Consider the following 26,760-nt stretch of genomic DNA (forward strand, 5'->3'; position numbering starts at 1 on the left):
CAGGGGACCCGGCCTGGCCATTGGCAGGCGACCGAATGTACCGGGAAACAACGGTCACATCGTATTGCTCAAGCGTGCGTGTCTGAATATACTTATTTCGTGATTTAGAAGTGAATATGGCTCAACTTTGGATAAAGCTGCGTGAAACAAGAAGCTGCCGAACTCGACGCAATCGACCGCAACCTGCTGAGGCTGCTGCAGGAAGACGGTCGTCGTACTACGCTCGAATTGGCGAACCGGGTCGGCTTGTCGCCGACCGGGGCGAGCCAGCGCCTCAAACGGCTGTTCCGGGAGGGTTATGTAAAAGCCGTCAGGGCGATCCTTGATCCGCAGAAGGTTGGCCGGGGAACAGTGGTGTTCATTCAGGTCCGCCTCGATCACACCGCTCCGCACATTTTCGAGCGGTTCGCCGAGGCAATCTCAAATGCATCGGAAGTTCTGGAATGCCACATGGTCATCGGCGGCTTCGACTATCTCGTCAAAGCGAGAATTGCCGACATGACGATGTTTCAGGACTTTCTGGAGCGGGTGATATTGCCTTTACCCGGTGTAAGGGAGACCCATACCTACGCATCCGTTGCAGATGTAAAGCCTGATGCCCTGTTGCCGATTTGAGGCTTTAACGCAGGACTTCCAACTAGAAACCGGCCAGCATCGAGCAGGGCAAATCGCGCGAGTGCCGATGAACTGCGATCCCAACCCTTCCAATCGGTGCGCTTGTCTGAGCGGCGGTTTATGGACCTCGACACAAGACCGGCAAACTGCACCAAAATGTCCAACCGTTCTTGGCGGGGCCCCACGCAGCGAAAATTAGCGAAGGAGGCGGCCTCTGCTGTAGCGACCTTTGCGCGTCTAAAGACGCGCTGGTAGCTCGCTCCTTCGCTTCCTTTCAGTCTGGGAGAGCCAGCAGGTAATCGCTGGCCTCGGACGCTTTGCTGGCGGCGGTGATGAACGCCTTGCGGTCGCCCTTCAGGATCTTGATCCAGCTGGCAAGATACTTGGCATGATCGGCGCGAGGCTCGGCCGAAACGCCCAGGCGGGCGCAGAGGAACGCTGCGCCCAGTTCGGCAACCAGCTCTTCGGCGGCATAGGCATCATCGCCAAAGCGCTTGCCAAACTCGCGCTTGAGCCGTGGTCCGCTCCAGTGGGTCAGCTCGTGAAGAACGACGCCGTAAAATGCCTCGGTGGCGCTGCTGGTGGACGTGCCGGTGAACAGGTGTTGCGGCGGCAGCACGATTTCGTCGGTGCTGGGCCGGTAGAAGGCGTTTGCGCCTTCGTGGCGGATTTTCGCGCCACTCGCAGTGATGAGGGCATCGGCCGTTTCGATCGGGGACACCTGATTGTGCTCGGGCGCGCGAGCCTTCTCGGGTTGGTAGCCATCGAGCTGAGCGACGTTGAACACCCAGCTGAGGCGGGCACAGGGAATGCGGCGGCCATTCTCGTCTTCGGCGTCGATGTCGCCGACTTCGTCGCCCTGGCGCTCGAGCATTTTGAACCAGATGACCGGGGTGCCTTTTTCGCCCTTGCGGACGCTTGCGCCGTTTTCGGACCACTGCTTGAAGGTCGCCCATTGATTTTCCGCGTAGCCGGCCTCGTTTGCGGCGACCCACAGCATGACGACGTTGGTGCCGCGGTATTCGTGACCTGACACGGCGTTGACCGGCATGGTCAGCGACGGGCCGACCCAGGGACGCTCGCAGGGTCCGCAGGTTTCGAGGGCTTGGAGAATGGTATCGGTGATGATCTGATAGGTGTCGCGCTTGGTGTGCATGGTGTGGCTCCTTTCTGGACCGCCTGAGCGGCGGGAGCTTCCAGCAGCGCAAGGCCATAAGCGGCGCATGCACCCGCAGGGCCGAAACGGACGTGAAGGAGGGCTTGCCCTTGCTTGCACCGCGGCCTGTAGCAGCCTGCTCCCCTACGCCGCGCCGGTCCCTGGAAGAGCCGATTGCCATGCCTCGCGCGATCGCCGGATTATTGCCGGGCTCCGTCGCCTCGTCTGCGGGCTTGCGGATCGCGTGAGGATAACCGGAAGAGGCAAAGCCGGTCGGGTCAGGCCCACGAATGCGCATTGAGGCGACAGTTGCTGCGGATTTCCGCAGGCCCCGCGCGAAATGGCGACCTGGTGGTGGTCGGGCGCATTGTCAGAGCGAAACCCCATGATTGGTTGCGACGCGGCGGGGGAGGGGGCGCGCAAGTGCCGGTAGAGGATGAAGCCGCTGCGGCCGCCGGAGAGTGTTTATGCTCAGGATGGCGACGAGAAAGGCTGCCCGCGGGCGTCCCCGGGCTAATCGCGTGAATAACGGTGGCGTGGGATCAGAACAGCGTGAGCTAGCTCCGCTTGATCGCCTATTGAGATCTGCGCACGACAGTTGATACCGGATCAAGAGCCGGTTGCTTTCCGTTCAACGGGGAGGTGCGCAGGCCAATCCATGCGGTCGCATTCGATGTCGGAAGTTACTCCACAAATTCGACAGAGACGCCTGGTTCGACCATCGCGGCCAATTCCTCTACATCCCAGTTTGCAAGGCGCACGCAACCATGCGAACCGACCTTATCGATAAGGGCAGGCTCCGGTGTCCCGTGGATGCCGTATGTCGGCTTCGAAAGATCGATCCATACGGTGCCAACTGGCCCATTTGGCCCACTGGGTATTGTCAGAATTTTTCTGTTGTCGCCCTGCTTGAAGTTGATCTTGGGGTTGTAGACATAGGTAGGCATTCGCGCCACGCCCTTGACTTTGTGCTTACCCGACGGTGCAGGTGTCTCGGAACTGCCGATGGTTGCTGGATAGACTGCCAATAGGGTGCCGTCTTCGCCATAGGCATAGAGATGTGCCGTCCGTCTGTTGGCCTCGATCCGTTTGACCTTCCCGGCCTTGGGCGGGCCTGGCATCGTTACCGATATCGTTTCTCCGGCGGCAAAGGACGCTTGCGGGTTGAGCGTCGTGATCAAGTCGATGTCCATATGAAAGCGCTCGGACAACTTCTCCGCCACGCTCGTATAACCGAGGTGATCCATCCGGGCTTTTTCACCATAGTCCGCCGGGATCGATTGAACCAGGCCGGTCGTATCTGCCGCGGTGATCTTGTAGCTCTGAACGACCGGGGCATTGTTGTTGAGACGAGTGATAACTTCCGGATCGAGCTTGCCATCGGAGGGTAGCCCATTCATCGCCTCGAAGCCTGCGATCGCTTTGCTGACATTCTCGCCGAAATACCCGTCGATCACGCCTGGGGAGGCGCCGGCACGGTCCAAAAGCACCTGAAGTTGCACAATGGCAGGATCCGGATTGTCCGGACGCGTCGATGACGTTTCGGCTGTTGGAATAGAATAGAGCGACGCCGTATTGATTGTCTCTGGCAAAAGTTCGAAACTCATGGCGGGGCCGCAGATCAGTGTTGATATCGTAAGTGCTGTAACAAATTCGTTTCTGTTCATGGCCTTCCAACGAGCGTCCACATGTATTGTTCCAAATCGACGCCCCGGCCGGGAAGATAACGATCGGAAGTCTTGGACATGCGAGTGATCTGCAGATTGGTGATGGGTGTGCCGGTGATGCCGTGGAAGGCTCTGGATGCGGTACAAACATGATCTCGGCACCCTATATGGGATCTGACATGCCCGGTTGGGGACGCTCATTGCGGCTGTTGAAACACCGCGCATACGTTTAGGCGGGAGCCATGGGGTTGCAGAAAAACAGCCTAGCGTCGTCAAACCGGAATTCTTGCATCGGAGGTGTATATGACGAAAGCGAGATACGAGGTTGTCCCCCATGACGGTGGTTGGGCGTACAAGTCGGGCGATGTCTTCTCGGAAACTTTCCCCTCTCATGACGATGCTCTTGAAGCCGCGCGCATAGCCGCTCAAGAACACCAAAGCGCGGGGAAAGACGCGGAAATCGAGTATCAAGACCGAACCGGGCATTGGCACCAGGAACACGCTGACGGCGAAGATCGGCCCGACACCGAAGTCGTCGATGACGGCAACCATCCAACGGGGCACGAAACCTCATAGCTGGTGGAACCAGCGGCATAAATATTTAGCGCGCCCATCGAAGCTATGCGGATAGCCGGCTAAGAACTTGGGTACACTGGACATCTGCCTCATAGAGGTGTGTTCCCAACGCACTATGCCGGCGGCAGCGCTATTCCTGACGCGTCAGGATGAAGAAATAGGGCCGAGGGTCACGGTGGGCCGACATCATTCCAAACAACTGATCGTCGCCCATCCGTCGAAATCGGTCCGTGATTGGCTGCCGGTCATAGACCATGGCTGCTGAACGTATTCCTTCGAAGTCCTGCATCTCGAGGGTAGCGGTTGGCCCACACGCCCGCAGGGGGCGTTGCAGGAATCGAAAACAATGACGAGCCAAGCGGGTGCGCCCGATTGACCCCAGGCGCAATGTCAATCCCAGCGGGATATAGGCCGGATCGAGCGCGACCAGTCGATTGGGACCGAACTGAAACAAAAGTGCATCGGCGCGAAGGTTCGGATGAAAGCGCTTGCCAAACCAGCCGAGGTTTTCAAGAACCCCATCCAAGGGATGGCCTGTTGGCAATCCAGAGCCGCGCCACAGGCCAGCGAGTTCGCGCCTATAGGCGGGTGGGAGTTCGCGAAAGCGTTCGAGGGCTTCCACGGTGGTAATCGGCGAGAGATCAATCATAGCATTTTGTTGGCAGAGACATTCTATCACAGGATACACGAGTGCGTGGTTTCATGGTCACAGGTTACCTTCTGTCGGGTGGTAGCCGTGAACCATAAAAGATGACCTCCAAGAAGGGTCGCTCATCTTGCACACGATCCGGAGGGATTAAGTTCTGGATCGTTTTTGCGCGTGCACTACTGAAAGCGCGGCACATCAAAATTGTTCCCGTCCCTAACCGGCGCGCGTGGTTCTCTGCCTTAACGGCCGGCGCGTGCTTTCGATGATACCAGCGCGCCGAAGGATAACCAACAGGCGCCAAAGGCGTACCTCCATGGTCCAGGCGTCGATCCTCTGCTCCCTCAACGACTACGCTCCCCCCACCAGGGCCTCTCCCACGCAGGCTGACGCAGCGCTCGTTGTGCTAAAGCCACCCAGCCTTGCGGAAGCGCAAGAAGAGCACCACACAGAGAAAGACGATCGCCCCGAGAACCACGTAGTAGCCATAGAGCGTGTCGAGTTCGGGCATGTGTTTGAAGTTCATGCCGTAAATGCCCGCAATAGCGGTAGGCACCGCAAGGATCGCAGCCCATGCAGCCAGCTGTCGCGTGATCGTTCCTTGTCTCTGTTGTTCGAGCAGGTTACTGGCTTCAAACACAGATGTGATGACCTCGCGCAAACCCGCAACCATGCCTTCGACGCGTCTGATATGATCCAGCACGTCGCGGAAATATGGTCTGGCGTTATCGTCGACGCACGGAAGTTCCAGATGAACCAGTTTGCTGGCGACTTCCGACATGGGACCGAGAATGCGTTGGAACAGGATGACCTGCCGCCGCAGCCGGAAAATTCGCCTGATTTCATCCCGCTCTAGAAAGGCTACAAGCATGTGTTTTTCCATGCCGAGAACCTTGTCCTCGATCGTTTGAACGATCGGCAGGTAGCCGTCGACAATGAAATCGATGACCGCATGAAGGACATAGTCGGTCCCTCGCGCCAGCAATTGCGGCGATGCCTCGAGCTGTGCTCTCAACTCTGTGTGACTGCGTGCCGAGCCCTGCCGGACTGTGATGATGTGGTGTCTGCCGACAAGGATCGCCGTCTCACCGTAGACGATCTTGTCCTTCTCCAGATGGGCAGTCTTGGCAATTACGAACAGTTGCTCGCCGTAGACCTCCACCTTGGCGATCTGATTTCCATTGAGCGCATCTTCAACGGCAAGTGGGTGAAGCCCGAATGCCGTGGCAACTGCCGTCATTTCCTCCGGCGTCGGGTCGTGAAGCCCTATCCAGGCGAATTCGCTTTCATCCATTACCCGCGCTTGTCCGGAAAGCTCGAGCGTATCCGCACGCTTTCCGTTGCGATACAAATACGACGCGACGACACTCATCAGTTCGATCCATATTGCGGGGGCTGGAAAAGGGCCCGTTGAGATTGGTGCCTGGGACAGGTAACGGTGCGACAAGAGCGGCGTGCCGGTCGGTTATTGGCAACAAAGCAACGAGATCCGACCTGCTTCCAACGCATCGGCATACCCACCGACTGCAGTAAGAGCAACTGCCTTCGTGCACAACCGACCGCGGTCGGCACGGCCAACTATCCGCGGTCCGCACCGAATCGGCTGACTACACGGCCAAACGCTGCTCACCCATAGCGACATGGTGAGCCTCCGTTGCAGTAGAGTCTGTAGCCGGCAAAAGACAAGTTTCTGTGCTTTCGCCGACTGGATATGCGCTCGACCTTCAGTGAAGTCCGTCAGAGCACACCAGCGGGCCGAGCCCTGCCATCATCACCAGGCGCGCGTCGAGCGAGGCATGAAGCGCGCGATACATGTCCTCGATCGCCTCGAAATCCTTGATCGCCTCGAGATCCGCGTTGCCGTCTTCCATTTCGTCGCCGACGGTTTGCGCCTTGACGCAAAGTTCCCCAACCCGTGACCACAGGTGAAGCGCTTCTGCCTTGGCAAGCTGCTCGCGTGACAGGGCCTGCAGTACAACTCTCTCGACCGCCATGGCGATCTCTGCCTGCTCAAGGATTACGGCGCGCCAATCGGGCATTCAGACATCCTGTTCGGTTCCGACGTCATAGCTCGCCATGCTGATCTTAAGGGGCGCCCTCACACAATTAACTTTGACATACTGGTGACAAGTACTGGCGCGAAACGCGTCGTGTGACGAAAACGTAATTTTGCTCACTGTCGCTGTTGTTCTATTGGTGTGCAGGGGGCGTCTTTGTTGCGAACTTTGGGAACGGCCAGGCGATGAGAAGACGTACCATCATTCTTGGAGCAGGAGCCCTTCTGGCAGGAGCAAACGTTGCTCTGCTGGCCGGCAGGAGCGGCGGCGGCGATGCGGTGTCGCGTGACAGCATCGACTGGACCGCCTCGGGGCTGCGAGCCGGCGGGACGGCTGGAGTACCCGCTGACTTGCCCGATCCGGTGTTTCGCGAACAGCCCCAATGCGTCACCACCCTCGCGCAGACCCTCGGTCCCTGCCATACCAATGACGTTCCCATCCGACGCGACGTGACGGAAGGCGTCAACGGACTGCCCACCCGCATCAGCTAGCGCCTTTTGCGGTCCGAGGATTGCAACCCGATAAAAGGTGCAGACGTCGAGATTTGGCATGCCGATACGCGCGGCGTTTATTCCGGGCGCGCGGCAGGGATGTGCAACGCGGACGATCAAGACGCCAGCAGCCTCGCGTTTTTGCGGGGCAGGCAGATCAGCGACGCCGAGGGCCGTGTGAATTTTCTCAGCATTTATCCTGGCTGGTACAGTGGCCGTACCGTCCATGTCCATCTGCGTATCGTGATTGAGGGCATGGAGTTGCTGGTCACGCAACTCCTGTTCGACGAACCGCTCAGCGATATCGTCTATCAAGGCCACCCCGATTATGCAGCGCGCCCGCAGCGCGATACGATGAACGGCAGCGACAGCGTTTTTTCTGCGGCGGAGGCGTCGGAATTCATCTTCGACGTCGAACGGCTCGAAATCGGCATTCTGCAAGCAAGCTACACTATCGGTGTCGCAGGCGCATAGATTCGCTTTGCGGGCCGGGCCAATCGCCGCGAACCCCGAAGGTCTGTGTTTCCCTCAGGTCAGGCGAGCCGGCCGACATCCTTCAAGATTGCGTAGAGTTCGGCCGCCGCTTCATTTTCGTCACCTGCATCGAGCCAGATCGGACCGATGGCAAGCTCAATGTCTTCCGCATACCTTTCGCCCATGATCAAGCTGACGGTATGGAGGCCTGCAGCCTCGGATATCGTAGGATTGACGGCGATATGAAAGAAGCCGTTTTGGGTATCTCCCGGCATTTCATAGACACGGGCCAGGAAGCCTTGAAAATCCGCCACGTCGTTGCGTTGCTCAAGCGCCGTGAGCAACGAAGGATGCAGAATCTCGACAGCGATTGATTGTGGCTCCAGCCAACGAGTACCAAGTTCACCAGCGGCCTCGACCTCACCTTGGACCCCGGATTCACTGAACATACGGTTTCTCCTCTCGACGAAGGTTATGGCAGAGTACGAACGCATCAGCGCGCATGGGAGCGCTTGCAGACCGACAACACGCCGTGCGCGCCGCTCAGGCATCGCGTCAACTGGCGTGCTGTCGATCTCCCATCGATGTGGCTATGCCGAATTGCTGCGCTTCCAGTTTATCGGCATGAGCTGCCAGATCGGCGCTCAAGGCTCTCGCTTGCGCCGCTGTCAGGCCGAACTGAAGCGCGCTGACGTGGTGCGATGCCGGTTCGTCCGAGAACTCAATCCGCAAGCCGATATCGGCATTTTCGCCTAGCAGTGCTGCACTTTTCCAAGCCAGGACTGCAGATATCCTGACACATCCATCGCCATCTCTGTTCCAACCGTCCCAAGCCATAGAAGCCCCCACGTTGTGATTGCGTAATTAAAGCAAACCAAAGACAAGTTGTCGATATAAGCACATATCGGTCTCGTAAGCGAACGATCGGCCCACTTGCAAATCGGGCCGGGCCGCCAGTGGCGCCACCCGAAGGGGGCGGATTGGACCGATTCGAGCCGAGAGCTGGAACCCTGACGGTCTACAGGTTCTGAGATAAAAATTCCCACGTAGCAACCGTCTCAGCACCGGACCAATAGCAGCCGTGGACGGCGCACATCCTTTCTATGGGTTCGAGGCGCCGCGCGCTACGCGAACCAAGCATCCTTCACATCAGGTGGTGGGGAGCTGGCGCGGCTATTACGACAAATGGTGGTGATTGCCGGCGGAGATGGTGGAGTCGGGAGTCAAGCCTCGCTCGGCTTGCACCTCAAGCGTTTGTCCAACGGACTTGGCCTCTCGCCCAATTGTGCCTGACGGCAGTGGGCGTCATGGCGGCCGCCGCTTGGTTCCTCCAGTCATGAAGAAGCGGCTGCCCTCGGTCGAGCATGTTGAGACGCTGTCCCTGGTGGCGATGCGCCGTCTCGTCGGTGGCCTTGTCGAGGAACTGCACGCGCTCAAGACAGAGGTCGCAACACTGCGATCCGAGAACGCAGCCTTGCGGGAAGACAATGCCCAACTTCGGCTCGACAATTCACGTCTTAAGGCTGAGAACCAACAGCTGCGCGACGAGATTGCGCGCTTGAAGAAACTGCCGCCGCGTCCGCCGTTTCGACCGTCCGGCATGGAGAAGGCGACAGAACCCGGTAACGGTGATCGTGCGGCTGGTAAATCGCCACGCGGCCCCAAGCGTGACCGGAACCGGATCACCCGCACCGTGACACTGAGGGCCGATGCGCCTGAAGGTTCTCGGTTCAAAGGCTACAAGAGCTTCTTCGTGCGCGATCTGGTGCTGGCGGCAGAACTTGTGAACTACCGCCGCGAGCGCTGGCTGACGCCTGAAGGCGTCGTCGCGCCGTTGCCGGAAGGGGTCTCCAGCGGCTTTGGCCGGAACCTGCGCCGCGCCTGTCTGGCGCTGCATGCCCAGGGGCAGGTCACGACGCCGCGCCTGACCGCGATCCTCAACAGCATCGGCGTCGAGATCTCCAAGCGGCGGGTTGTCCGGCTGCTCACCACCAACCTCGATCCGTTCGTCGAGGAAGACAGTGCGGTTCTTCATGCCGGGCTGGTGTCGGCGCCGTTCATCACGGTCGACGATACCGGTGCATGGCACAATCGGCGCAATGCCTCCACCACCCAGATTGGCGGCGAGCGTTTTTCCACCTTTCGCACCAGCTTCTCCAAATCGCGGCTTAATTTCCTGTCCGTCCTGCGATCGGGCCATCAGGATTATGTTCTCAATGACGAGGCGATGAACTGGTTGAAGGCGCAGGGCGTCGAGCACGCGATCATGGCCAGGCTCAAGACCAATCCCCCTGCAGTATTCACCGATCAGGTTGCGTTCCTCGAGCATTTGGCCAGCAAGGGCATCGATATCCTCGACCGACAGCTTCTGCGTCCTGTTGCGGAGGCGGCGATCTGGGGCGCCATCCGCCATCACGGCCTGCTCGGCAGCACGGTGATCGTTTCGGACGATGCGGGTCAGTTCCGTGTCGCCAACCACGCCTTGTGCTGGATTCATGCGGAACGCCTGCTGCAGAAACTGATGCCGGCGACAGCGAAACAAGAACGGCTGGTCACGACGATCCGTGACCTCGTCTGGCGCTTTTACAAGGCGCTGAAGGTCTGGAAACAACAACCTTCCCCGCAGTTGATCACCGGGTTTCGGCGCAGGTTCGACAAAATATTCGCGCGACGTACCGGCTATACCGAGCTCGACAAGTTGCTCTTGCGTCTCCACCGACGAAAGGCTGAACTGCTCAAAGTTCTCGAGCACCCATATATTCCACTGCACACCAACGCGTCGGAGAACGATATTCGTTCCTTCGTCACCAGGCGCAAGATCTCCGGCGGCACCATAAGTGCCGACGGTCGCATTGCCCGCGACGTCATGCTCGGACTGATGAAGACCTGCCAAAAGCTCGGCATCTCCTTCTATCATTTCCTGGGGGATCGCCTCGGGTTGGGAAGCGCTGGACGGCCAATTCCACCTTTGTCGCAACTCGTCATGATGGCGAATTAAAGTCAGGCCTTTCTCGAAAACGGCACCAGCTTGCCGCTCTGCTCCTCGTCAGGCCGCTTTTCCTTTCGCAGCAACTGCGGTGAGACATTCCATTGGCGGGCGTTGTCGCCGTGCACCGTCACCGTTTTGCGGTTGCGACGGATGACGATTCCGGCCTGCGTCTGGCCGTTATTGTCTTCGAACACCACGCGCTCGCCGATCGCCAGTTCAAGCAAGGCATGCGTCGTCTTCTGCTGATGCAGAAAGTGGAGCCGATCGACAACCGCGTCGTGCAATTCGATCAGCTCTGCTTCATTCAATGCGTCAAGGTCGATCCCGTGCATCCTGGGCCTCCATCCAGAGCGATCGTCACTCCGAAATTCGACCAATGCAACGCGGATCACCAGCTACCCACAACATCATCAACCAACTGAGTTTCGGCGCCGCCACCCTTTCTGCCCCACGTACCCGTTCTTGTCGCATCCCTAGTCGAAATCTGTGATTGTTAACTAATTGAATATGCTGCAGAGTTCTGGCAATCAGAAGCCAATCGGTCATTCCCTTCCGTCACTCTTGGCGTTGCAAGCGTTGCGCTCGGTCGGATAGGATCGACTGCTGGGGGTGATTTATCATGCCATTCGCGCCGCTTGGGCGCGCCAGTATAGGCATTCTAGCCTCCGTCAACTGTATGTCAAAGGCATTACCGTTTGAGTCAACTTGATATGATACCAACTTCAACACTGAATCCGGGTAATGTACAATCGTAATGTCGCAAGTTTTGGCCGGCGTCCTGAGCGTTACCCGACGACCGAGGTTGAACCGGCGATCGCCCGATGCACGATCGACGAGAAGAATATCGCTCGAAGCAGGATCGGCAATTGGTGCCGAACTGGGCCGCTTCGCGAGCATGGTCCGCAATTACAAAATCTGGAAGCTGAAAGATTTGGTAGACGACGCCCGTACACAGCCCCCTTCAACGGCAATCGACGGGGTCCCAGCCATGGCAATCATTCCAACTTGCTGCGTGTGTCGGCGCTCAGGTTGCCATGCGAAGTAGCCCGGCCTGTACGGCCTTATCCAATCCAGTTAGCCTGGCAAGAAATTCCCATCGCGTACCGCAAGTGCGTTGCGATGCCGGCATGCGTATCACGCCGATCGTATAGAATGGCACGTCTTCACGAAAGCGACGATTGGAAGACCGAAGCCAACAATACGCATTCAGTACAGTCGACCCGGGAGGCGATATCCCCGCCAATGCTCCAATTGGCAACGCTTAATGAATCGATCGCTCGGTAGAGTCGCGCTCATCCCATCTTGTCCCGAACAGCAGGCTCGCATTGAAATATGTCCCATCGCGGGCACTTTTTATGCCGGCCGCATACCAGCCTTACCGCGATAGGGCTTCAAACTCCGGTGGCTCGCCCGGGTCCCATGGCGCCAACCGATGTAGCGCGGCAACACGCTATGACCTCAGAAGGCAACGACAAATACCGCTCCAGATGCAGAAGCTAACGCGATCCACCGCGGTGCCCATGGGCACATTGTCACTCACTGGGTGGACGCGAGTAATTGCTCCCACCCTGCGTCAACAGCAGCGACGAACATATGCCCAACTATCCCCGCAGCCGATTGGCGGCTCTATCAGCAGCGTCGCGATCGCCACCATGCTGCTTGATGATACGCCGGGCGTCACTCTCCTTGATCCCGTGCTTTTTTTGCGAAATAGCCGACTTCATATTTCTGGCTACCTGCCGCGAGCCGGCGAGGGCTGGTTGTCTTCGTCTTGTCATCTTGCATCTAGGATCTCCTTCCTAACGATCAACGCAGACGAGAATCCCAGGTTCCATATCTTCAAAATTGCCCACACGGGGTGATAGCCGCTGGCCCGCCGTAACGGACACTTGGTGAAACGGAAGGCGCCATGTTGTCTGCAGACAACGTCGCCCCCTTGCCAACACCTGCAGTCTAGAAGAGGGCGCATCTAGGGAGAGATCACCCGTTTTGAGCTCCGACCAGGCCGGCACAACGAAAAATAAGCCAGAACGCGTTTCCCGGCTTCCGGCAGTCTTGAGCCCGGTTGTTGTCAGCAGACAACAACGAGAGCGGGCCGTCGACCCAACGCAGCCAGCGCGACGCGACGATGCAGTCCAATCCAATCTCAAATGTCGTTGGCACTGAAGCAGGGCAGCACGACGCGCACAAACACTTCGCCTTGGCATTCGTCCACCGGGAAACTGCATGCGTTGCCGAAACAGCGCCGCGGTTTGACGCCGCTGCCTACTTAGGGATGCGCCTACGCGCCTGGCGGCGGCTATGACGAGCGGGGCTCATGCATCGTCCCATGTTGTCTGCAGACAACAACGCATGTACCGGGCCAGGTCAAATCCCCTGAATACCACCTATGCGTGCTGTCTTGCTGCATAGTCAACCGACATCGTTGTCTGCAGACAACAAATCAAACCTCACCGGGCTCGCTTAAGTCAGCTGACTGCCGCCCCGAGGCCGTGCCGGCCTCTGATGCTTCCACAGAGGTCGCGAAATTTACAGACGAAGATGCGCGCGGCGGTAAGGGTACGAAGGAACCTCTCAGAACACTTAATTTCAAGCACCCTCTTCCCTTCTCCGCCCGATCCATTAGTTTTGATGGCGCAACAAACGCCGTGCGAACCCCTGGTTCCAAGGCTCACGAAGGGGAATGTTATGGCGACTGGTACCGTGAAGTGGTTTAATTCGACGAAGGGCTATGGCTTCATCCAGCCCGACGATGGCGGCACGGACGTCTTCGTCCATGCGTCTGCCGTCGAGCGGGCAGGCATGCGTGGTCTGAACGACGGCCAAAAGATCAGCTACGATCTCGTCGAGGACCGCAAATCAGGCAAGACATCGGCTGACAACCTGCGGGCCTGACACGGCTCCCAGCGTAACTTTACCATTGGCCGGCTGCGCCGGCCAATGGTAGGCGACGTAATGAACTCCAGATCTGCCTACGACATCAAGGCACAAGTTCGTTGTCAGCAACGCAAATCAACCGCATTTTCGTTACAGAACCATGTCACCCTTGAGGCAACTCAGCGGCGTCCATTGCGCCCACATAGATTGGCAAAAATCGGGTTCAAGGGCACCTAGGCGACAAAGAATGCAGCCACCGCCGACCAGAAGCTTTGCGGACGCTCCGAGAGTAAGCTTCGGACCTGGCGAGCCGCTGCAGCCGCACTCACCGTCCTGCCGAAGTGGCAGTAGCAGACGATGTCATGCAGTTCCTCGTCACTGATCTCAAAGAACCGTTTCGCCTCGCCGTAGGTGTCGTTGTCCAAGCCGGCCGCATGCAGCACTGGATCGCGGAAGGCAACCGTTATCGGCGAGTAGTCGCTACGCAGTGCATTTCGTTCGTCGCTAAACTGGAACTCGGTCTCATGAAGCGTGTCGAGGTGCCTGTGCCGAATTTGCTCTAGCAACTCGGCCCAACGTTCCAGTCGCTGTCGGCGTGTCATCCCGCGCGCGCCGAAAATTGGCTCTATCTGCGCGATGGTCTGCAACTGCTCCAAGGTGTGATGCTTCATTGTCGCCTCCAATCAAACGACGTTGCGAGAGCCAGCCCAGCACCAGCCTGTTCCTAGTCGTTGGCGCTGTCCAATCACGATGCTGGTGACAGGCAATATCGTAGCTGGAATGGAGCTTTGGTGCGTAAATTCGCTCGTTTTTGAACTCGTCTTTCAAAACAACGATTGAGGCATCATGATCTGGGCGAAACGACGAAACGTGCGGGATCATGGCGCAATTGGAGGTTTGGAGATGGTGAACCGCCTTTGGGCTTGGTCGGACACGGTCCGCACTCCCGACGAAACACCCGGCGAATTGCTCGCGAACTGCCACACCCGTTGTATCGGTTCTCCCAAACCGGCAACCCATCGCCCCCTGATTGTCCAGTAGGTAACCCCTGCGCCGGGTTCCGGCCGATCGGTATTGAATGAAACTGACGGGCCCGCCGGGCAACGGGTCCTCATCTTTCATCAATTGTGCCAAGCATGGTACCCTTGAAATCTTCAACTTGGGCATCAACCGTTTCGACATACGGCGCAATTTTTCGCAATACGTCTACGCGCTTTTGGGCGTTTGCTTAATCCATCCTTGGAAAGGCAAAGCCACCGCACTCTTTCGCGCGACATCCCTGTAGCGAAAATCCGGCCACCAGATCGATGCGGCGCATGGGTTGATTTTCCCTCGACAGCTGTGAGCATCAGCGCCGGGGAATTTGCTCAACTGCGGACATACGCGCCAAAGGGTCACGACATAGGCACATGCTGTGCAAATCGGATGCTGGCGACAGGATCGCCAAAACCGGCTTGGATCCTTGTATGGACAGGCAGTTTCCTATTCACGCGATGCGCCTCTGCCCACAGCTTCTTGAGCCGCAGCATTGCAGTCACTTCGTGCGGCGCGAGCACTCCATCGTTCCGCACCATTCCCGCCGAGAACTTCGTAACTGCCTCCGCGCCCATCAGCCCCTCCTAATGTGTGGAAGAGAGACTAGTTTTAGGTATCGCTACCGGACCAGGTTTGCATGTCGCCCGACAACTAAAACAGCCGGGCGATGTGCGGGTTGAAAATGGCAGCCCCGCGCCTTGCTGCCGAATTTTCTGACCCAAACGCAAGGCCGCCAAGTTGCGGATTCCGACGTGAAGCCGGCCGCCATTCCGATCAAAGACCGGCCACCATTCCGATCTGAAGCCGGCCACCGTTCCAATCAAAGACCGGCCGGTTTTCGGCACTGAACATTACCTCCTGGGTCAGCAACTTTGGCATCAATTACACCACGACAAACGTGGAGATTTTGATGCCGGCAAAGAGAAGGCTGACCATGAGACAGTTACGACAAATGCTGCGGCTTGCCGGAAGCGGGACGAGCTCCCGCGAGATTGCCGTCGTGTTGGGAATAGCGCGCAGTACGGTGCAGGATAATCTGCGGCGCGCAGCAGCGGTTGGATTGACCTGGCCCTTGCCGGGCGAACTGACCGACGATGCGCTTGCGAACAAGCTCTTCACTCGCAACGGCGTCAAACAGGGCGCGAGGAGACGCGTCGAGCCGAACTGGGCCGATCTTGCTGTCGAGCTCAAGAAGCCTGGTGTCACCTTGCTCATCCTGTGGGAGGAGTATCGTGGCTCGCATCCCGAAGGATATGGCTACAGTCGCTTCTGCGAACTCTTTCGCGGTTTCGAGCAGCGGCTTTCGCCGACGATGCGCCAGGAGCATGCGGCCGGCGACAAGGTGTTCGTCGACTATTCCGGCAAGAAGATCCCGATTGTCGATCGCAAGACCGGCGAGATCCGCGAGGCAGAGATCTTCGTGGCGGTGCTCGGCGCATCCAGCTTCACCTATGCGGACGCGACCTGGACGCAAACGCTCCCCGACTGGATCGGCTCGCATGTCCGGATGTTTCGTTTCTTTGGAGGCGTTCCCCGGCTGATCGTTCCCGACAATCTGAAGTCAGGCGTCAGTCGTGCCAGCTTTTACGATCCCGAGATCAACCGCAGCTACGGCATGATGGCATCGCACTACGCCGTCGGTGTTCTTCCGGCACGGCCGCGACGGCCGAAGGACAAATCGAAAGTCGAGAATGGCGTCCGGTTTGCCCAGTCCTGCATTCTGGGGCGATTGCGCAATCAGACCTTTTTCTCGCTTGCTGAGGCCAATGTTGCCATTGGCCAGGCACTCGATCGCATCAACGGCCACGTCATGCGCCGGTTGGGCGTCAGTCGCCGGCAACTGTTTGAGAGCGTTGAGCGTGCCGCACTCGCAAGTCTTCCGAGCGAAGACTACGAATTCGCCGAATGGCGTTTGGTCCGCGTCTCGACGGATTACCACGTCGAGTTCAAGACTTTCTTTTATTCCGTGCCGCACAGCCTCATTCGCCAGCAGGTCGATCTGAGGGCAACGGCACGCACCATCGAGATCTTCCACCGCGGCAAGCGCATTGCCGTGCATCAGCGCCGCTATGGTGGTCCTCGCCATGGAACTGATCCGGATCATATGCCCAGTTCCCACCGGCGCTATGCCGAGTGGACACCGGATCGCTTTCGGCGCTGGGCCGCATCCATCGGCCCTCAGACCGAAGGGTTGGTCATCGCAATTCTTTCCAGCCGTCCTCATCCCGAACAGGGCTTTCGAACATGCCTGGGTGTCCTGCGGCTGTTTCGCGACATCGAACGCAATCGGGCTGAGGCCGTTTCAGCCCGCGCCGTCGAGATCGGTGGACTGAACTGCAAGAGCATTGCCTCGCTCATCGCCAACCACAAGGCCGCGCGCCATTCCACCGAACCGACCGCCATTATCGATCACGCCAACCTGCGTGGCCCTGATTATTTTCATTGAGGAGACACACCATTGCTGATCAACCCCACCATCGACATGCTGCGCGAACTCGGCCTTTACGGCATGGCAGCCGCTTTCCAGGAGCTCGATGCACAATCAGAAGCACGTGGCCTCGAGCATGCAGAATGGCTTGCCATGTTGCTCGAACGCGAGGCCACCATGCGTCGACAGAAGCGCTTCGAAGCCCGCGCCAGGGCTGCCAAGCTTCGCCACGACGCGCAGATCGAGAATGCCGACTTTCGTGCTGCACGCGGCCTCGATCGCAATCTGTTCATGGCGCTTGCCGGCTGCGACTGGATCCGCAAGCACCACAGTCTTCTCATCACCGGGCCAGCCGGTGTTGGCAAAAGTTGGCTGGCCTGCGCACTCGGCCACAAAGCATGCCGCGAGGATTTCTCCGTCGCCTATCACCGCGTCCCGCGGCTGTTTGCAACTCTTGCCCTTGCAAGGGGCGACGGGCGATACGGCAGGATCCTCAAATCCCTCGCCAAGACCGACCTGCTTATTCTTGATGATTGGGGACCGGAAAAACTCAACGATGATCAGCGGCGTGACCTCCTCGAGATCATCGAAGACCGCTACGAGCGTCGCTCGACAATCGTCACCAGTCAGGTGCCTCTGGATCACTGGTACGAGATCATTGCAAACCCAACGCTCGCCGATGCCATTCTGGATCGCCTCGTTCACAACGCATACCGCATCGATCTGACCGGCGACAGCATGCGAAAACAGCGTCCGCTGGTCGCCGCTGAAACACCTCAAACTTGACCTGAAACAAAACCCGATCCAAACATCAAACAGACCCAGGATCAGTCCGAGAAATGGCCGCCTTCAAATCGGAACGCCGGCCGGAATGAAATCGGAATGACTGGCCGGCTTCAAATCGGAATCAATGGCCGGCTTCATCGGAATACGCAGCCAAGTGGCATCTCAAAGGATTTCTAATCCGAAACCAGCGCACCTCGCCATATCCACAATCAGACCCTTTCTGCAGTAGAGTTTGCGTGGCGGAAGTAAACTGAACTTTTCATTTTGTTAGGCCGTACATTGAAAGCAAGTTCATGTAGTTAGCACACGCCAAATCGGGTCCGGACGCTCCTGCCTGGTAGGACATGGGGCAGAAACGGTGACGGCGGCGGATTTCCCCTTTTGCCGGAGGATCTTGTGGGTTGTTGGTGCGGCGCGATTGCGTTGGCGCATGTTCCAGGCAACCATCTTCATGAATGGAGCCAGCATACAGAAGTTCGACCTTGATACCTCGAGCGAAGTAGAGCTGATCGAATTGCACGATGCGGTCGTCGACCGGCTGCACTTTCTGCATCAGCAGAAGGACGCATGCCTTGCTTGAACTGGCGATCGGCGAGCGCGTGATATTCGAAGACAGTAACGGCCAGACGCAGGCTGGAATCGTCATCCGTCGCAACCGCAAAACGGTGACTGTGCACGGCGACAACGCCCGCCAATGGAACGTCTCACCGCAGTTGCTGCGAAAGGAAAGGCGACCTGACGAACGGCAAAGCAGCAAGCTGGTGCCATTTTCGGGAAAGGTCTGACTTTAACACGCCATCGTCACGAGTTAGGGAAAGGCTGGAATTGGCCGCCCTGAGCTTCCCAACCCGAGGCGAGCCCGAGCAAATACTACTCATTGCCTAGGGTCGTTGTGCGCAATTTTTAGTGTCAGGGTTGGTGAACACGCCCCCGCTTTTCCTCGGCAAATGAAACCGAAAGCGGTTGTTCAAAAGGCTCACGCTACGACAATCAAGACTTCCGCGACGGATTTGCAGCGCGAATGACCGGCTCGACCGTCGAGCCTTTGAGTGATTGGCAGGATGTCCTTGGAAATGAGATCGTCGCTCTTCAACTGGCACTCGTTCGAGTGGTCGGTGATAGCGTGAGCGATGTCGCCGTTTTCCGCACGCAGTCACGCAACCGTGACTGTCAACGGAACCTCTCGACGAGGCTGCTGCGCGGTATACATCGGAGGTGCGCTTGAGGTCGCATGTCTGAACCGTATCAAATTCGACCGCTAAACAAGCAGTTGTTAATACGCCGTCGAGCGTTGGTCGATCCGACAGATTGTTCGAGCCCCAAATGGTAGCCCGAAAAACAGATGCGGCTCAAATGCCGGTCGTGGTCGATCTCCTGCGACGGTGCCTACGCCATGGCCAATCATCACAGGCCTTTGCGAAAAGACACTTGCCTCTCGCCGCTGATATCTTGCGATGCTTTCGTCATATTTCCCGCCACTTGTGTTTGCTGCCGTCATAACCAAGGACGGTTTCGGACGTCGGCAACTGTAAAAGCGCCGGTGAGCGCCGGAGTTGTTTCGACCCCACGAGCAGTTTGCCTCGAGGGAGACGGGCCCAGGTGGAAGTCCTTCACATATCGCACGCCGATCTCGAGATGCTCGTGCGATTATGCGGAGCCCAACAGTCGGTCGCAGTGCTGGCAGCTCACTGTTGGGCTCTCGCAACAGTCGCTTCCAATCATGTTGAACCCTGCGCATCGATGCCCTTTTTCCGCTCTCGTGCTTAAGCACCGATCGCGCTGAATAGTGAAGGTCGAAAGACCTCAATTGCGCAGGCAACAAATACGGACCATGTCAAGGCGTGCGATCGAGCCACTTGTCGGGAGCCGCCGCCATCGGCTCATTTTTCCATAGGTCTGTTCCGGTAAACGACAACCGCTTGCGCACGCCGATCCCGTGTGAATCACTTGACTGATAGGTCTCAGGGACCCTTCAGCCTGAAGACCGCGTTCCCCACGGAGCAGCGCCGGACTTCGGGAATCTGCGTTTGAGCGACCAGGGCGAAGGCTTTGTCGGCATATTTCGGCGCCACCTGTTTGAAAGCGCCCGAATTAGCTACGAACAAGCGCGAACAATCTAAATATCCGGGCCACATGCTACCTGCGGTCTCAGGCGAGACACCGCTCATGGTGCTAAAATGTCGGCCGCAGGTTCAGAACCTGTCCCTCAGCTCCGCCCGTTTCCCGGGAACCACCTGCACCCTTTCCCCGTTCCGGTCGTGCAAATGGAGTTCGCTATGTTGGGTGAAAGAAACTACCTAAAGCCAGAACGTCACACCTCCGGCGGCCTGCCCGTTGGTATCTTACTCATCTCGGTCCTCGCACTTTCGGCCTATCTCCTTGTCGGAAGCTCGTTTGTTGGCAACAAGCCGTCAACCCCGACTGTCTACCTCCCGGTGGTGTCGCAGCAATCGCGCTAACTGCATCCTCTACCAAGACTAAAGAGGAGGAGGGGAGGGCGACTGCTGTGGTGACGCCGACAGCCGAGACCAAACCTCCGCAAACGGCGACCTGCATGTCAAACCTTTCGAAGCAATGGCCGGACCCGGGTGTGGCAAACACTAACTGACCGATGGCAAATCGCTGTCACCGGCTAGGTGCAGTTCACGTAGGGAAGTGTCAAGCCGAGAGCAGTCTGCCCAACCGCAGCCCGGCTCACGACGCAGAAGCCAGATTGGATGTCGGCGCCCCACGAAGCAGTGCCATGAGCATCGGCCCGAGCGAGAACTCCCCGCGCCGCGCCCGGTTTGTCAGATCTCTGAGATAACCGCCGGGCGAATTGATGTGTCCGGACCGCTCGTACATGCAAGCCACCACGGACGCAGCCGTCGCCGGCCCCATCACCTCGCACGCTTCCTCATAGGCCGACGGGCTGACCGCAAGCATCGAGCGGACGGTCACCGCGGCCATCATCAGATCACGCCAACTCGAAACCACGCCGTCCGGGCCGAAAGGTTTGATCTCGGGGCAGGCCCGCAAAACCATCTCCAACGGGAATGGCTGTACGCCCTTCGGCTTTGCTCCGCTTTTCGCCCTCGGCTTTTCGTCCTGCTCTTTTTCAGAGCTTGGTTCAAGTTCATTGAAGGATTCGGGATTTGAATTCTGTATGTGCTGCTCAGATAGACCATCATTGCTAGCCATATTTTCGGAAATCGCGTTATCATCCAGCATGTTGACGACTTCTTCGTGCAAAAGCGTCATCTCGTCGGCAATGGCCAGCAAATCCTTGAGGCTCGGTCGGCGTGGAATTCGTGCGATAAGCGCGACAAACATGTCTTCGGCGTGCCCCCAATCGCCGGATGCCCCCTCCTCGATCGCGGCAGTAATCAGCTTGCGAACATCCCGGCGGCACAATGAGACACGCTCCTTGGCGATCAGGAACCGCCGGCGTTCTGCCGCAACTTCCTGGGCCAGGCCTGCCAGTTCTTCCGAGCGGGCCAAAAGCGGGGCGAGATCAAAGCCGTAGGCCTCCTCTATGCCGCCTTCGCCGTCCTTGCGTGCATATCTCTTGCCATTGGGGCTGTCCTTGCGCGAAACCAGGCCCGCCTCCACCAATGCAGCAAGGCAGCGGCGTAGCGTGCTGCCGGCGATGCCATTGGCGCGGTGGGTCAGCTGGGCGTTCGACGGGAACACGACGAGGTCATTGCCCTCAGCCAATTCGCCCTGCGGATAGAATGACAGAAGTGCGTTCAGCACAGCCAGAGCGCGGTCCTGGACGCCAAGAAGGGTCCGTGCCTCGCATACGTCGCGAAGCACCTTCCACTTGTCGACGGTTTTTCCGGCTTTGATGCCGGACGATCTGATTTGTCCCCTCACCAGGGCAAGCGACATCGGCCGCCGCCCGAATGGCGTCGTTACGGATAACCTGTCCATTTCAGCCTTACCTTTTTTCAGGCAAAGGAATGCCGGTCACCGAAACGGCGCCAAATCTCCGAAGAGAGTCTTGACTGTGAATCCCGGAAGTGCGAATCTCGAAATCGCCAAATGACGAGAAAGGGCCTTCAGAGACGGTGTTTCGGGGGCCTTTTTTCTTTTGCCGTGCTGCTCCTCTATATTTTCAGTCTTCAGGACGGCGCCCTATTCGGCGCTGCTCTGCGTTTTCTCCAGCGCCGCCTCGTAAGCTTCAAACAGCTCGGGCAATTTCGCCGTCAGATAATCTGCAAATCCGTCATGCCGATCGCGCCGGATCGACAGGCGCCATTGCTTGTCGCTCGTGGCCACTTTTCCGATCTCCGCACCCGATCCACTAGTGACAGTCTCAGGTGCAAGCCCAGCGGCTGGCCCTTTTTCGGACTTTGTCGCGGCCGCAAAGGCCAGCATAAAGCGGTCATCCGTTTCCCGTGTCGTAAAGCCGGCTTTGGTTGCAACCGCCAAGGCGCGCTTCAATGCCGGCTCGTTGCCGATCGCATCAACCAGTGACTGCCAGCGGCCTCGACCGATTTTCGGTGCCCGCCCGATGGCGTCCACAAGTTCGCGCGGCAATGCGCGTGCGACAGCGACCAGCTTGGAAACTTCAGCCCGGTCGACAGAAAGTGCCGACTGGATCAGCGCACGGGCAAAGCCGGCATCCTCCAAACGGCAAGCAAATACCGCGCGTTCGATGAAGCTCAGATCTTCGCGGGCGGAGTTCTCCACACCTTGCGCCACGACTAGATCTTCATCGCTCAGCGAGCGCACATAGGCCTTGACGGGAATGCCGAGCGCACGAGCGGCGCGAATGCGCCGATGTCCGTAGGCGCTCTGGTAGCGACCGGATAAAGAAGGATGCTCGCGAAGGAGGACGGGAATTTCCTGTCCTCTTTCCCGGATCGAAGTTATCAGCGCCTCGAAACTGGCTGGGTCCTGCTCGCTGAAGCGATCGGCCAAAGGCGAGGGGTCGATCAAGGTGGGGTCGATCTCTACGGCGAGCTGGCCCGACGCGAGCTTTGCGCGAAGAACTTCATACTCCTTCTCGACGTCCGAAAAGGTGTCCTTGAGCGAGCGGACTGCGCCGGAGCTCATACGCGGCAGCGCCGGCCGCTTGATGTCACCATCAACGGAGTGCTCGCTCTGGCCGGAAAACATCGAGCGAATGGACTGGGTGCGTTTGCTCAACGGAGAGACCTCCTCGTTACAGGCGAGGCGTTGTCTGTAGACAACATTCCCCGCCCAAGGGGAAAGAGTACTGGCACGGAATAGGAGCAATCACTCATCGCTGCCATACCTTCGAAATCAGGTCGATCACCTCGGTGTTGACCGCGTTGACGGATTCCATGGCTCGGTCATAAACGGACCGCCCGACGGCGCCTTTCGACAATTCGAACAGCGACTGCTTGGTAAGGCCGGCATTGGCAATGGCCGTCGACTTCCATGCCGTAGCCCTGAGGACATCGCTTCCGAAGAGGTCGCGCAACAGTCCGACGATCTCCTGCTCGGGCACGTCGCGCGGATCGTGCCTGGTCACGACGAATTTCATGAAATCGTAGTTCAGATGCGCGCCGGCATCCTCGATCACCGCGATGAGATCGGCTGTCATCAACAGGAACTGGCTCATCGATGCGACATCGACCATCTGCGGGTGGATCGTCACCAGCATGCCGGTTGCCGCATTGAGGGCGCCCATGGTCAAGAAGCCGAGCTGCGGCGGGCAGTCGATGACAACGACGTCATAGTCCGCTTCGACTTCATCGATCGCGGCAGCGACGCGGCGAAAGAACAGATCCTCGGGTCCGGATCGTTTGCCCATTGCACGCGGGGTTTCATGCTCGAACTCCATCAGCTCGAGATTGCCCGGGACGAGGTCTATGCCCTCGAAATAGGTCGATCGGATCACCGAACGCATGTTGACCCGCTCCTCATCGTAGCGGATCGCGCCGTAGAGGGTGGTGTTTTCGGCAATGTCGAATTCCGGCTGGTAACCGAACATGGCAGACAGCGACGCCTGGGGATCGAGGTCGATCGCCAGAACGCGGTAACCCTGCAGCGCCAGCCCCTGTGCGAGGTATAGCGATGACGTCGTCTTGGCTGAGCCGCCCTTGAAGTTGGCGACGCTGATGATCTGGAGCTTGTCACCTACGCGGCGGCGCGGCCAGAACTTCAAGGCTTCCTTCGGGCGTGCTTCGGCAAGATAGGCGCGAAGCTCGTTGATTTGGCGCAGTGTGTAGGAACGGCGACCAGCGGTGCCCAGTTCCGGCATCGGCCCGAGACCGTCCAAGGACAATTGCCTGAGATAACCGTCCGATACACCAACGATCTGCGCGACCTCTCCTGAGGTAAACGACCTCAGGCTCTTCATCGCCTTCGGCGGAAAAGCAATTTCACCAACGGCCCGCAGACGGTCCGAAAGCGCGGTCGCCTGGCGTGTGATACGCTCGGAAGTCGTCTCGTTTTCAACCTGGGGATTCGCGGGCTTCAACATCGGGGTCTCTTCAAAACGGTTTCTTCGCGTCTGACGCATTGTTTCCGTCTGGAAGTAGAGACACGATTCGTTGTCGGTCGACAAGCCGCTTTAGGGATAACAAGAACTTAGCAGTTGCAGCGGAAGCGGCATCCCACTGCTTTCTCCTTGACGCATTCCGTATACTTATCAGCAGCTTGGCGGCACTTTGGCGTCACCTTTCCGCCCAACAATCCCTTGCTTTTGCGGGCCCTTCACGTGGCGTTGTCAACCGTTTCTTGCACTGACTGACACGGCCAACAGGGCAAAACGGCGAAATCGCCGCTCCCGGCAGTCTACTTCCGCAGCCAAATCAATTGATTCGCACTGAGCCGGAAGAGCGTCAGCGGCTGAGTGGGACCGCGTGGTCACCCGATCTTCCACGGCGATGTGTTCTGCCGGGTGGCGGTGAACTCACCTGATCTGGCAGTTGCTTCCGCCTGCCCAATCGGTATCGTTTGAACGCGATTCGTCGCTTGGAGGATCTATGCGTCAGCAGACAAAGCCGTTTATTGTTGAGATAAAGCCGTCCCGCAAGGTGAAGGCCGATAGCCAAAAGACATCGATCTGGGGGAAACTGGATCTGAGTCCCGAACCCGATCTGCAAGCAGAGCCCGTTGGGGCAGAGGAGCTAATCCTCGAGGCTAGTCGGCCCTAGATAATCCAACACGTGTTTGCCGACTGCAGACGGGCCTGAGGTTTGCAAGCCGACTCGCCTTTCCGGGCAAAACAAGTGCGGCCACATGTCGTACTGCAGAGCGACATGGGCGCCAAGCGCACCGGGCAACCACACTGGTCAAGGCGTAGCTCGAGGCTATGTCAGTTCGAGACTTTGACCGACAAAAGCCGAAATCATAAATCGCGCACGACGCAGCTCTCCGGGCATGGCTTTAGCGCACACTTCGCTTCAGTCGATCAGCCGATCGACGTTGGCGACGCATTTCCGAAGAAGAAGACCCTCTGCGACACAGCTAGTTGATCCCTGCGCGGCTGTATCCTAGGGCTGCTTGCCAGCGGCCGTCCGGTTGGCATTAAGCGCGATCAAGGGAGTGTCAGGTGGGAGGAGCCATCGTCGGACACGAATGGCAACCGGTTTCTGCGCTGACCGGTCGCGCCGATTGATCGGGCCGGCCAAAATTTTGGCAAAAAAAATGGGCCTGCGGAAAACCGCGGCCCATGAAGTGTGAAGGTCATAAAACCTCCAGAGGGGAACAGCTGCTGCGGCGGCACTGGGAGGAGAAGCCGCCATGTGCATCAGCTGTGAGCGTTATGATCGTTTTTTGATCATTTGGAAAACATTTTTTGTGCAATGCAGCTATGCGTATGCTGCGTTGCTTGTCCGCTCCAGGACAGGCAAACGATTGGTGCGAAGCGATCCCCTGGCTGACCGGCACTTAAAAGCTCCAAGCGTTAAGCAGCGCATTGAACGCGCAGAACCGGTGCAGAGAGAGCTCAAGGAAGATTGTCAGTTCGGCAATTTCGCATCGCTGGATGGGGCGGGCCATTGGCCTAGAAGGCGAGATTGTGACGTAAAGCACGCTGGCCGCAACGTTGGCTATTCGTTTTCCCCACGAGAGTGATTGACCGCTTCCTGGCTTTTCGCCGCGACACTCGAATACATCCCGGTCGTACGGAACTCGGTGGGACTCGCACCAAAATAGCGTCGAAACACTTTGGCGAAATAGTTCGGGTCTTCGAAGCCGGACATGATCGACACTTCCTTGACCGAGAGATGTGCCGCCTTTGTCAAAAGTTTCGTTGCCCGCTGCAATCGCTTGCGCAGCACGAACTCCGCGGGCGGCATGCCTTCGCTAGCGGCAAACACGCGCGAGAAGTGCGCGCGGCTGAGCCCAGACACTTCGGCAAGCGTCTCGACGGGAAGGGGATGCGCAAGGTTCGCCATGATATGTTGAATGACATGCTGCATTGTCCGGTATTCCTGGCTGAATACGGGATGGGCGCCGAAGACGTCGTCATAGAGTGCCATTGCGGCCTCGTAGGCGATTGCCGATGCGCTGCCCGGCGCTTCGCCGCCGCCTGAAATCAGCCGCAAACTGCAGTCTGCCAGATGCTCGATTGTCTCGGGCTTCAGGTTCAGGATTGGGCCGGTTGTCGAAAGAATGGCCTTGTGGATGCGCAGTGCCTCTTCGCCGTTCATCGATATCCAGAAGAACTCCCACCGACCATTCTGCTCGAGCCAGTAGCGATGGTTGTGCGGCACCAGCAAGAGAAGCGTTTCGCCCTCGCGCACACGGTGATTGCGCGCTTCGTAGCGCAGGTTTCCCGCGCCTGAGATCGTATACTGCAGCACGGTAAACGGTGTCTGTCCCCGCTTGCGACCATCCCAATCGTAACTTCCGTCCGTGCGGATCTCATAGCCCGTGCTGGTCGGCATGGTGTGCAGGCTGTGACGCCCGCGCGGTAGCGAGACCGTCTTCATGGCAGGGCCATTCTCGATCAGCCGTTTCAGCATAGAATTACCCATGAAAGCACAATACCTCTCTGGCGA

General features: G+C 58.2%; 24 protein-coding genes. 9 read left to right on the forward strand and 15 right to left on the reverse strand.

The features are described from left to right. Nucleotides 1-141: 141 nt before the first annotated feature. On the forward strand, nt 142-615 hold the full coding sequence (locus tag J3R84_RS37255; protein WP_057213829.1) for an Lrp/AsnC family transcriptional regulator: 474 nt from the start codon (nt 142-144) through the stop codon (nt 613-615). Nucleotides 616-889: 274 nt separating this feature from the next. Here J3R84_RS37255 and J3R84_RS37260 read toward each other — a convergent pair whose 3' ends face one another. Both J3R84_RS37260 and J3R84_RS37265 read right to left on the reverse strand, forming a co-directional pair. Then, nucleotides 890-1,771, reverse strand: a complete 882-nt coding sequence (locus J3R84_RS37260) for an ArdC family protein (RefSeq protein WP_057207676.1) — start codon at nt 1,769-1,771, stop codon at nt 890-892. 683 nt (nt 1,772-2,454) lie between these two features. After that, nucleotides 2,455-3,438 carry a L,D-transpeptidase family protein gene (locus J3R84_RS37265; protein ID WP_057207677.1) on the reverse strand — a complete coding sequence of 328 codons (984 nt, stop codon included), beginning with the start codon at nt 3,436-3,438 and terminating at the stop codon, nt 2,455-2,457. A 303-nt stretch (nt 3,439-3,741) separates the two neighbouring features. Here J3R84_RS37265 and J3R84_RS37270 point away from each other — a divergent pair, with 303 nt between their 5' ends. After that, nucleotides 3,742-4,014, forward strand: coding sequence for a DUF2188 domain-containing protein (locus tag J3R84_RS37270; protein WP_057207678.1), 273 nt, complete (start codon nt 3,742-3,744; stop codon nt 4,012-4,014). A gap of 130 nt (nt 4,015-4,144) precedes the next feature. Here J3R84_RS37270 and J3R84_RS37275 read toward each other — a convergent pair whose 3' ends face one another. From J3R84_RS37275 to J3R84_RS37285, 3 genes are all read right to left on the reverse strand, one after another. Continuing rightward, a complete protein-coding gene (locus J3R84_RS37275) occupies nt 4,145-4,663 on the reverse strand; it encodes a DUF4334 domain-containing protein (RefSeq protein ID WP_057207679.1) in 519 nt (172 codons plus the stop codon). 403 nt (nt 4,664-5,066) lie between these two features. After that, nucleotides 5,067-6,032 (reverse strand): magnesium and cobalt transport protein CorA, encoded by a 966-nt coding sequence (locus J3R84_RS37280; RefSeq protein WP_203528570.1) that lies wholly within the window; start codon nt 6,030-6,032, stop codon nt 5,067-5,069. Between the two features lie 352 nt (nt 6,033-6,384). Continuing rightward, nucleotides 6,385-6,699 (reverse strand): hypothetical protein, encoded by a 315-nt coding sequence (locus J3R84_RS37285; RefSeq protein WP_057207681.1) that lies wholly within the window; start codon nt 6,697-6,699, stop codon nt 6,385-6,387. Nucleotides 6,700-6,902: 203 nt separating this feature from the next. Between J3R84_RS37285 and J3R84_RS39230 the strand changes: the two genes are divergently transcribed. Together J3R84_RS39230 and J3R84_RS39235 are read left to right on the forward strand one after the other, a co-directional pair. Continuing rightward, nucleotides 6,903-7,208 (forward strand): hypothetical protein, encoded by a 306-nt coding sequence (locus tag J3R84_RS39230; RefSeq protein ID WP_373688537.1) that lies wholly within the window; start codon nt 6,903-6,905, stop codon nt 7,206-7,208. A gap of 6 nt (nt 7,209-7,214) precedes the next feature. Further along, nucleotides 7,215-7,682: a dioxygenase family protein gene (locus J3R84_RS39235; protein WP_373688538.1), complete on the forward strand. Its 468-nt coding sequence runs from the start codon at nt 7,215-7,217 to the stop codon at nt 7,680-7,682. 59 nt (nt 7,683-7,741) lie between these two features. Here J3R84_RS39235 and J3R84_RS37295 read toward each other — a convergent pair whose 3' ends face one another. Together J3R84_RS37295 and J3R84_RS37300 are read right to left on the reverse strand one after the other, a co-directional pair. Continuing rightward, on the reverse strand, nt 7,742-8,131 hold the full coding sequence (locus J3R84_RS37295) for a hypothetical protein (protein WP_057207682.1): 390 nt from the start codon (nt 8,129-8,131) through the stop codon (nt 7,742-7,744). A gap of 106 nt (nt 8,132-8,237) precedes the next feature. Beyond that, nucleotides 8,238-8,519: a hypothetical protein gene (locus J3R84_RS37300; RefSeq protein WP_156407948.1), complete on the reverse strand. Its 282-nt coding sequence runs from the start codon at nt 8,517-8,519 to the stop codon at nt 8,238-8,240. A 499-nt stretch (nt 8,520-9,018) separates the two neighbouring features. Here J3R84_RS37300 and J3R84_RS37305 point away from each other — a divergent pair, with 499 nt between their 5' ends. Beyond that, nucleotides 9,019-10,680 carry an IS66 family transposase gene (locus tag J3R84_RS37305; protein ID WP_113567923.1) on the forward strand — a complete coding sequence of 554 codons (1,662 nt, stop codon included), beginning with the start codon at nt 9,019-9,021 and terminating at the stop codon, nt 10,678-10,680. Nucleotides 10,681-10,682: 2 nt separating this feature from the next. Here the strand turns inward: J3R84_RS37305 and J3R84_RS37310 are convergent, their stop codons facing one another. Further along, nucleotides 10,683-11,003: a hypothetical protein gene (locus J3R84_RS37310; protein WP_057207685.1), complete on the reverse strand. Its 321-nt coding sequence runs from the start codon at nt 11,001-11,003 to the stop codon at nt 10,683-10,685. Nucleotides 11,004-13,359: 2,356 nt separating this feature from the next. On the opposite strand from J3R84_RS37310, the gene J3R84_RS37320 reads away from it, so the two are divergent. Continuing rightward, the gene (locus tag J3R84_RS37320) at nt 13,360-13,566 is read left to right on the forward strand and encodes a cold-shock protein (RefSeq protein WP_057207687.1); all 207 of its coding nucleotides are present in this window, start codon (nt 13,360-13,362) and stop codon (nt 13,564-13,566) included. A gap of 215 nt (nt 13,567-13,781) precedes the next feature. On the opposite strand, the gene J3R84_RS37325 is transcribed toward J3R84_RS37320, so the two are convergent. Beyond that, complete coding sequence (locus J3R84_RS37325; RefSeq protein WP_057207688.1) at nt 13,782-14,219, reverse strand: hypothetical protein; 438 nt, start codon at nt 14,217-14,219, stop codon at nt 13,782-13,784. 723 nt (nt 14,220-14,942) lie between these two features. Beyond that, nucleotides 14,943-15,158 carry a hypothetical protein gene (locus J3R84_RS37330; RefSeq protein ID WP_203528572.1) on the reverse strand — a complete coding sequence of 72 codons (216 nt, stop codon included), beginning with the start codon at nt 15,156-15,158 and terminating at the stop codon, nt 14,943-14,945. 359 nt (nt 15,159-15,517) lie between these two features. Here J3R84_RS37330 and istA point away from each other — a divergent pair, with 359 nt between their 5' ends. Both istA and istB read left to right on the forward strand, forming a co-directional pair. Beyond that, complete coding sequence (gene istA, locus J3R84_RS37335; protein ID WP_373688562.1) at nt 15,518-17,029, forward strand: IS21 family transposase; 1,512 nt, start codon at nt 15,518-15,520, stop codon at nt 17,027-17,029. 12 nt (nt 17,030-17,041) lie between these two features. Beyond that, nucleotides 17,042-17,797, forward strand: a complete 756-nt coding sequence (gene istB, locus J3R84_RS37340) for an IS21-like element helper ATPase IstB (protein ID WP_203530155.1) — start codon at nt 17,042-17,044, stop codon at nt 17,795-17,797. 259 nt (nt 17,798-18,056) lie between these two features. Here istB and J3R84_RS37345 read toward each other — a convergent pair whose 3' ends face one another. Beyond that, the gene (locus J3R84_RS37345; RefSeq protein ID WP_203529116.1) at nt 18,057-18,350 is read right to left on the reverse strand and encodes a hypothetical protein; all 294 of its coding nucleotides are present in this window, start codon (nt 18,348-18,350) and stop codon (nt 18,057-18,059) included. A 19-nt stretch (nt 18,351-18,369) separates the two neighbouring features. Between J3R84_RS37345 and J3R84_RS37350 the strand changes: the two genes are divergently transcribed. Next, nucleotides 18,370-18,582 (forward strand): hypothetical protein, encoded by a 213-nt coding sequence (locus J3R84_RS37350; protein WP_225906445.1) that lies wholly within the window; start codon nt 18,370-18,372, stop codon nt 18,580-18,582. 1,909 nt (nt 18,583-20,491) lie between these two features. On the opposite strand, the gene repC is transcribed toward J3R84_RS37350, so the two are convergent. The 4 genes from repC to J3R84_RS37370 all read right to left on the reverse strand — a co-directional run bounded on the left by repC (nt 20,492) and on the right by J3R84_RS37370 (nt 26,736). After that, nucleotides 20,492-21,709: a plasmid replication protein RepC gene (gene repC / locus J3R84_RS37355; protein ID WP_203529065.1), complete on the reverse strand. Its 1,218-nt coding sequence runs from the start codon at nt 21,707-21,709 to the stop codon at nt 20,492-20,494. 204 nt (nt 21,710-21,913) lie between these two features. Next, complete coding sequence (gene repB / locus J3R84_RS37360) at nt 21,914-22,930, reverse strand: plasmid partitioning protein RepB (protein ID WP_057207691.1); 1,017 nt, start codon at nt 22,928-22,930, stop codon at nt 21,914-21,916. 94 nt (nt 22,931-23,024) lie between these two features. Then, the gene (gene repA, locus J3R84_RS37365) at nt 23,025-24,233 is read right to left on the reverse strand and encodes a plasmid partitioning protein RepA (protein WP_057207692.1); all 1,209 of its coding nucleotides are present in this window, start codon (nt 24,231-24,233) and stop codon (nt 23,025-23,027) included. Nucleotides 24,234-25,806: 1,573 nt separating this feature from the next. Continuing rightward, on the reverse strand, nt 25,807-26,736 hold the full coding sequence (locus tag J3R84_RS37370) for an AraC family transcriptional regulator (protein WP_107027794.1): 930 nt from the start codon (nt 26,734-26,736) through the stop codon (nt 25,807-25,809). Between the last annotated feature and the right edge of the window lie 24 nt (nt 26,737-26,760).

The sequence above is a fragment of the Ensifer canadensis genome (genome assembly GCF_017488845.2).
Taxonomy (GTDB): Bacteria; Pseudomonadota; Alphaproteobacteria; order Rhizobiales; family Rhizobiaceae; genus Ensifer; species Ensifer canadensis.